Raw genomic sequence first — 5,131 nt, 5'->3', positions numbered from 1 at the left:
CACGTCGTGCTGTGGCTGGTGATGCGGTACTCGCTGCTGATCATCCGCGTCATCAAGGACGGCGGGGTGGTCCTGGTGACGCGCCTGGCCGGCATCGTTTGCCGCTTCAGGGAACAGACCTGCACTCCGGGCGAAGCCGTCGCATGGATGGGCATGGTTCATGTCTGCCCATCCCCGGCCGACTCGATTCGGCGCCGTCCCCGGGCTCCGCCGCTCGGCACGGAAACGGCTCCACGGCGTGAGGAGTCGGTCCGGCTCCCCCGGTGAGGCCGTGCCGGACGTTCCGCGAGCACGGGGAGGGTGCGGAGGTGGCACACCCCGCCGACGCACCCGCCCGGCTCGCGGGACACCCCGCGAGGGTCCCGGCACGGTCGAACCGGATCGTGCCCCGGTTCGACGGGTACGCCGGCCGCCGGCCCGCACCGCCGGTCGGCGCCGGTGGCTCCCGGCAGCACCTGCTGGGGGGCTCACCGGCGCGCGGCGCGGTTGTGGCGGACGGAGGAGTGGGAGGACGCGCCGATGAACGCGACGCCGATGAGGCCGGTGACGATGGCGTCGACCTGGTGCTGGATGCTGACGGCGAGGACGAGGGCGAGGGCGCCGATCGCGTAGTGGGCGCCGTGTTCGAGGCGGACGTAGTCGTCGTGGGCGCCCCGGCGGACCAGGTGGACGGTCAGGGACCGCACGTACATGGCGCCGGTGCCGCCCGGGGCGTCGCCGACACCGCCCCGGGCGTCCTTCAGCGGCCGCCCGGACGCGCCGTCGCGGCACTCACCGCGCGAGGTCCAGGACGAGCTTGCCTCGGGTGCGGTTGGTCTCGCCCCGGCGGTGCGCCTCGGCGGCCTGCTCCAGGGCGAACACGTGCTCGACCTCCACCCGGACCGCACCCGAGTCGACCAGGCCGGCGATGGTGGTCAGGGCCGCGCCGTCCGGCTCGACCAGGAGCGGGCTGGTGCGCACCCCCGCCCGCCCGGCCGCGTCGGCGAGCTCCGGGGAGACGCCGCTCGGGACGGACACCACCAGGCCGCCGGGCCGGGTCACCGCCACCGACCGCACGTCGGTGGCGTCGAGACCACCGATCAGGTCGATGACGACATCGACCTCACCGACGGCGTCCTCGAACCGCCGGCGGGTGTAGTCGACCGTCTCGTCGGCGCCCAGCCCCTTGAGCCAGGAGTGCCGGGACTCACGGGCGGTCGCGACCACTTCGGCGCCCAGGTGCCGGGCCATCTGCACCGCCAGATGTCCGACACCGCCTGCCGCGGCGTGCACCAGTACCCGCTGACCGGCCCGGACGCCCGCCGTGTCGACCAGCGCGTGCCACGCGGTGAGTGCCGCCAGGGGCAGGGCGGCGGCCTCGACGTGTCCGATCGAGGCGGGCTTGCGCGCGAACTGGCGGGACGGCGCCGTGACGTACTCGGCGTAACCACCGGCCGGACGCGGGAACCAGGGCATCGCGTACACCTCGTCCCCGGGCGCGAGCGTGGTGACGCCGAAGCCGACCTCCTCGACGACTCCGGAGACGTCCCAGCCGAGGATCAGCGGCAGCGTCTGCAGGCCCGCCATGCCCTGTCCCGCGCGGGTCTTCCAGTCCACCGGATTGATCCCGGCGGCGTGCACCCGCACCAGCACCTCGGTGGGCAGCGGTTCGGGACGCGCGACCCGCCCGACGGTCAGCACCTCCGGCCCGCCGAACCCGCTGATGGTCACGGCACGCATGGTGTGCTCGCTCATGTTCTCCTCGTTTCTGTCCGTTCCGGCTGCGCGAAGACCGGGCCGAGCCCGGTGATCACCAGCTTCCCCGCGTCACCCCGGACGCGGTGAGTGGCTGGAGGGCCACCTGTCGTACCATTCCGGCCATGATGCACCGTGTCGCCGTTCTCGCTCTCGAAGGCGTCCTCCCCATGGACCTCGGTATCGCCGCCCGCGTGTTCAACGCGGCGCGCGATCCGTCCGGCGCGCCGCTGTACTCCGTGACGACCTGTTCACTCGGCGGCCGGCCGGTCCGCACCGACGAGGGCTTCCGGATCGTCGTCGACGACGACGAGTCCCTCCTGGAGAGCGCGGACACCGTGGTGATCGCCACCCAGGAGCCCGAGAGACACCTGCTCGCCACCGGCGAGCTCCCCGAAGAGGTCGCCGGGGCCTTCGCCCGGATCGGTCCGCACACCCGCGTCGTCAGCCTGTGCACCTCCGCGTTCCTCCTCGCGGCGGCCGGGATGCTGGACGGCCTGCGAGCCACCACTCACTGGATGCTGTGCGACGCGTTCGCCCGGCTCTTCCCCCGGGTCGAGGTCGATCCGGACGTCCTGTTCGTCGACAACGGGCGCATCCTGACCTCGGCGGGCGGCGCCGCGGGCATCGACCTGTGCCTGCACCTGATCCGCCGGGACCACGGAGCGGCGGTGGCCGGCGCGGCGGCGCGCCGGTGCGTGGTCGCGCCGTGGCGCGAGGGCGGGCAGGCCCAGTTCATCGAGCACCCGGTGCCCGAGGACACCGACCGTTCCACTTCGGGCACCCGCCAGTGGGCCCTGAACCGGCTCTCCGAACCCCTCACCCTGGAGGACATGGCCCGGCACGCGCACATGAGCGTGCGCACCTTCACCCGGCGGTTCCGCGACGAGATGGGCACCAGCCCCCTGCAGTGGCTGCTGCAGTGCCGGCTGAACCAGGCCCGCCGGCTGCTGGAGTCCACCGACCTGACCGTCGCGCGCGTGGCCACGGCCAGCGGCTTCGGCGACGCCGTCGCCCTGCGCAAGCACTTCTACGCCCACCTGGGCCTGTCCCCGCTGGCCTACCGCCGTGCCCACCACGCCCCGGACCTGACGGCGACGGGATGAACGCCCCGAGCGGCCCCCGGACCCCGGTGACACGCCCCGCCCGTCCACGGGGGAGGGGGCCGGCACCCCGCCGAGGGGGGGTCAGCGGCGCCGGCGGCGTACCAGACGGTGGAACGCCTTCGGCCCGCCGGCCGGCGCGGGCAGCGTGCCCGCCACCGCGTCGGCCAGCAGGGAGCCGACGGTCTCGGCCGCGCAGGTGCGGTTGGCGCCGATGCCTCCCGAGGGGCCGCGCTTGATCCAGCCGACGACGTACGTCCCGGGTCTGCCGGTCACCCGGCCGCGCTCGTGCGGCACGGTTCCGGTGGCCTCGTCGAACGGCAGTCCCGGCGGGGCCACCCCCCGGTAGCCGACCGCCCTCAGCACCAGGCCGGCCGGGATCTCCGGCTCGGCGCCGCCCCCGGTGACCCGCACGGCCCGCGTCTCCTCGCCACCGCACACCGCCACCGGGGAGGAGAGGAAACGGAACACGATGCGCCGCCGTCCCGCCGCACCCGGCGACAGGGACCAGTCGACGGCCTCCCGCGCCACACCCCGCAGCACCGCCGCCTTGTCCCCGGGACCGGCGGCGTCGATCGCCGCGCCGATGCGCGGATCGTGGTCGTCGACGAGCAGGTCCACGCCGGGAAGGTGCTTCAGGGCGAGCAGTTCGGGCCGGGTGTACGCCGCCTGCTCCGGTCCGCGGCGTCCGAGCAGCACCACCTCGCGCACCTCGCCGCGGCGCAGTTCCGCCAGCGCGTGGTCGGCGATCCCGGTGCCGGCCAGCGTCTCCGGGTCGGAGACCAGGATCCGCGCGACGTCGAGGGCGACGTTGCCGTTGCCGACCACGACGACACGCTCGGACGACAGGCGGACGGCGTCCGCGGCGACCTCAGGATGCGCGTTGTACCAGGCGACGAAGGCGGTCGCGGAGACGCTGCCCGGCCGGTCCTCGCCCGGGATGCCGAGCCGCCGGTCCGTGGCGGCGCCCACCGCGTAGACCACCGCGTGGTGGTGGGCGGCGAGTTCCTCCGCCGTGACGTCGGTGCCCACGTCGAGGCCGAGGTAGGTCCGGGCGCGCGGATGCGTGAGGAAACGGGCGAAGGTCCGGCCCACCTTCTTGGTGGCCGGGTGGTCCGGGGCGACGCCGTACCGGACGAGACCGCCGGCGGCCGGGAGCCGGTCGATGAGCGTCACCTCGGCCCGTGTGTGCAGCAGCAGGTCCCTGGCGGCGTACATGCCGGCCGGGCCGGTGCCGACGATCGCGACCCGCAGCGGACCGAAGTCCGAGGGCAGTACCCGGTCGAAGGACGGCTCGCCCCAGGCGTGGAAGTTCGGCCCCGGACGCGTCGGCGGTCCCGTCCCCTCGGGGGGCTCCGCCTCCTCCTGCTCGTAGTGGGCCGCGTTGATCCGCGCGTACTCCCGCTGTCCGCCGGTCAGCCGGTCGACCGGGAGGACGGCGTCCACCGGACAGGCGTCCGCGCAGGCACCGCAGTCGATGCAGCTCCTGGGGTCGATGTACAGCATCTCCGTGCTGCCGAAGTCCGGTTCCCCGGGCGCGGGGTGAATGCAGTTGACCGGGCAGACGGACACACAGGTGGCGTCGTTGCAGCAGGTCTGGGTGATCGCGAAGGCCATGGTCGTCCACTCCGCCGGGGCCGGGCAGGTGCAGGGTCGGGGGTCTTCAGACGAGGTGGGCGCGCTTGTAGAAGAAGAGCGCGGGCCCGGTGAGCAGTCCCACCGAGGACAGGAAGTCCATCAGGCCCGAGCAGCTGGCCCGCATCATCGACCTGTGGTGTTCGTTGGCCTTCGCCTCGCGGAGCGCGCGTGCCTCGTCCAGGCCGGCGTTCGCGTAGACCTTCCGGTTCACCATGCTGGTGACGATGACGTAGGCCGCGACGGCGATCAGCAGGGCCTGGATCCTCCGGCGCAGCCGTCCGGCACGGGCGAGGTGCCTGCGCGTCTCGTCGCGGGCGAACTTCATGTGCCGGGATTCCTCGACGACGTGGATGTTGTTGATGGTGCGGACGAACGGCACCACCCGCTCGTCGCGCATCCAGTCGCGCTGCATGACGTCGAGGACCTCCTCGGCGACCAGGATCGCCGCGTACGCGGCCTCGCCGAAGGCGACGGTCTTGAAGAGCCTGCCCAGTTCGAGCGCGACCCGGTGCGGTCGGTAGGCCGGGGCCCCGAGCTTCTTCGCCCCGCGGGCGAACATGGGTCGTTGAGCTGGATGGCCCGCACCCGGGTCAGTCCGCCGAGCACGCCCGACAGCTCGGAGCGGTACATGCCGCCGAGCTCGGCCATGCGCAGCG

4 protein-coding genes and 2 pseudogenes are annotated in these 5,131 nt (G+C 73.7%); 2 read left to right on the top strand and 4 right to left on the bottom strand.

Features of this window, described 5'->3' with window-relative positions; translation table 11 throughout:
- Window positions 1–99, top strand: a pseudogene (locus ABTY20_RS34750) (MarC family protein); the annotation flags it as partial.
- Between the two features lie 368 nt (window positions 100–467).
- Here the strand turns inward: ABTY20_RS34750 and ABTY20_RS34745 are convergent.
- Window positions 468–704: pseudogene (locus ABTY20_RS34745) on the bottom strand (DUF475 domain-containing protein); the annotation flags it as partial.
- 67 nt (window positions 705–771) lie between these two features.
- Window positions 772–1,734, bottom strand: a complete 963-nt coding sequence (locus ABTY20_RS34740; protein ID WP_352001140.1) for an NADP-dependent oxidoreductase — start codon at window positions 1,732–1,734, stop codon at window positions 772–774.
- A 125-nt stretch (window positions 1,735–1,859) separates the two neighbouring features.
- Between ABTY20_RS34740 and ABTY20_RS34735 the strand changes: the two genes are divergently transcribed.
- The gene (locus ABTY20_RS34735) at window positions 1,860–2,840 is read left to right on the top strand and encodes a GlxA family transcriptional regulator (protein WP_352001139.1); all 981 of its coding nucleotides are present in this window, start codon (window positions 1,860–1,862) and stop codon (window positions 2,838–2,840) included.
- Between the two features lie 81 nt (window positions 2,841–2,921).
- On the opposite strand, the gene ABTY20_RS34730 is transcribed toward ABTY20_RS34735, so the two are convergent.
- Together ABTY20_RS34730 and ABTY20_RS34725 are read right to left on the bottom strand one after the other, a co-directional pair.
- Entirely contained in the window at window positions 2,922–4,454 is a 1,533-nt protein-coding gene (locus ABTY20_RS34730) for an FAD-dependent oxidoreductase (protein ID WP_352001138.1), read from the bottom strand.
- Window positions 4,455–4,500: 46 nt separating this feature from the next.
- Window positions 4,501–5,131, bottom strand: a 631-nt coding sequence (locus ABTY20_RS34725; protein WP_502991958.1) for a diiron oxygenase, incomplete at its 5' end; no start/stop codon positions are given.

Origin of the sequence: Streptomyces sp. NPDC126497, from assembly GCF_040302425.1 — a bacterium.
Taxonomy (GTDB): Bacteria; Actinomycetota; Actinomycetes; order Streptomycetales; family Streptomycetaceae; genus Streptomyces.
Note: the sequence above shows the minus strand (reverse complement) of the source record. Positions and strands in the feature narration are given on the sequence as shown.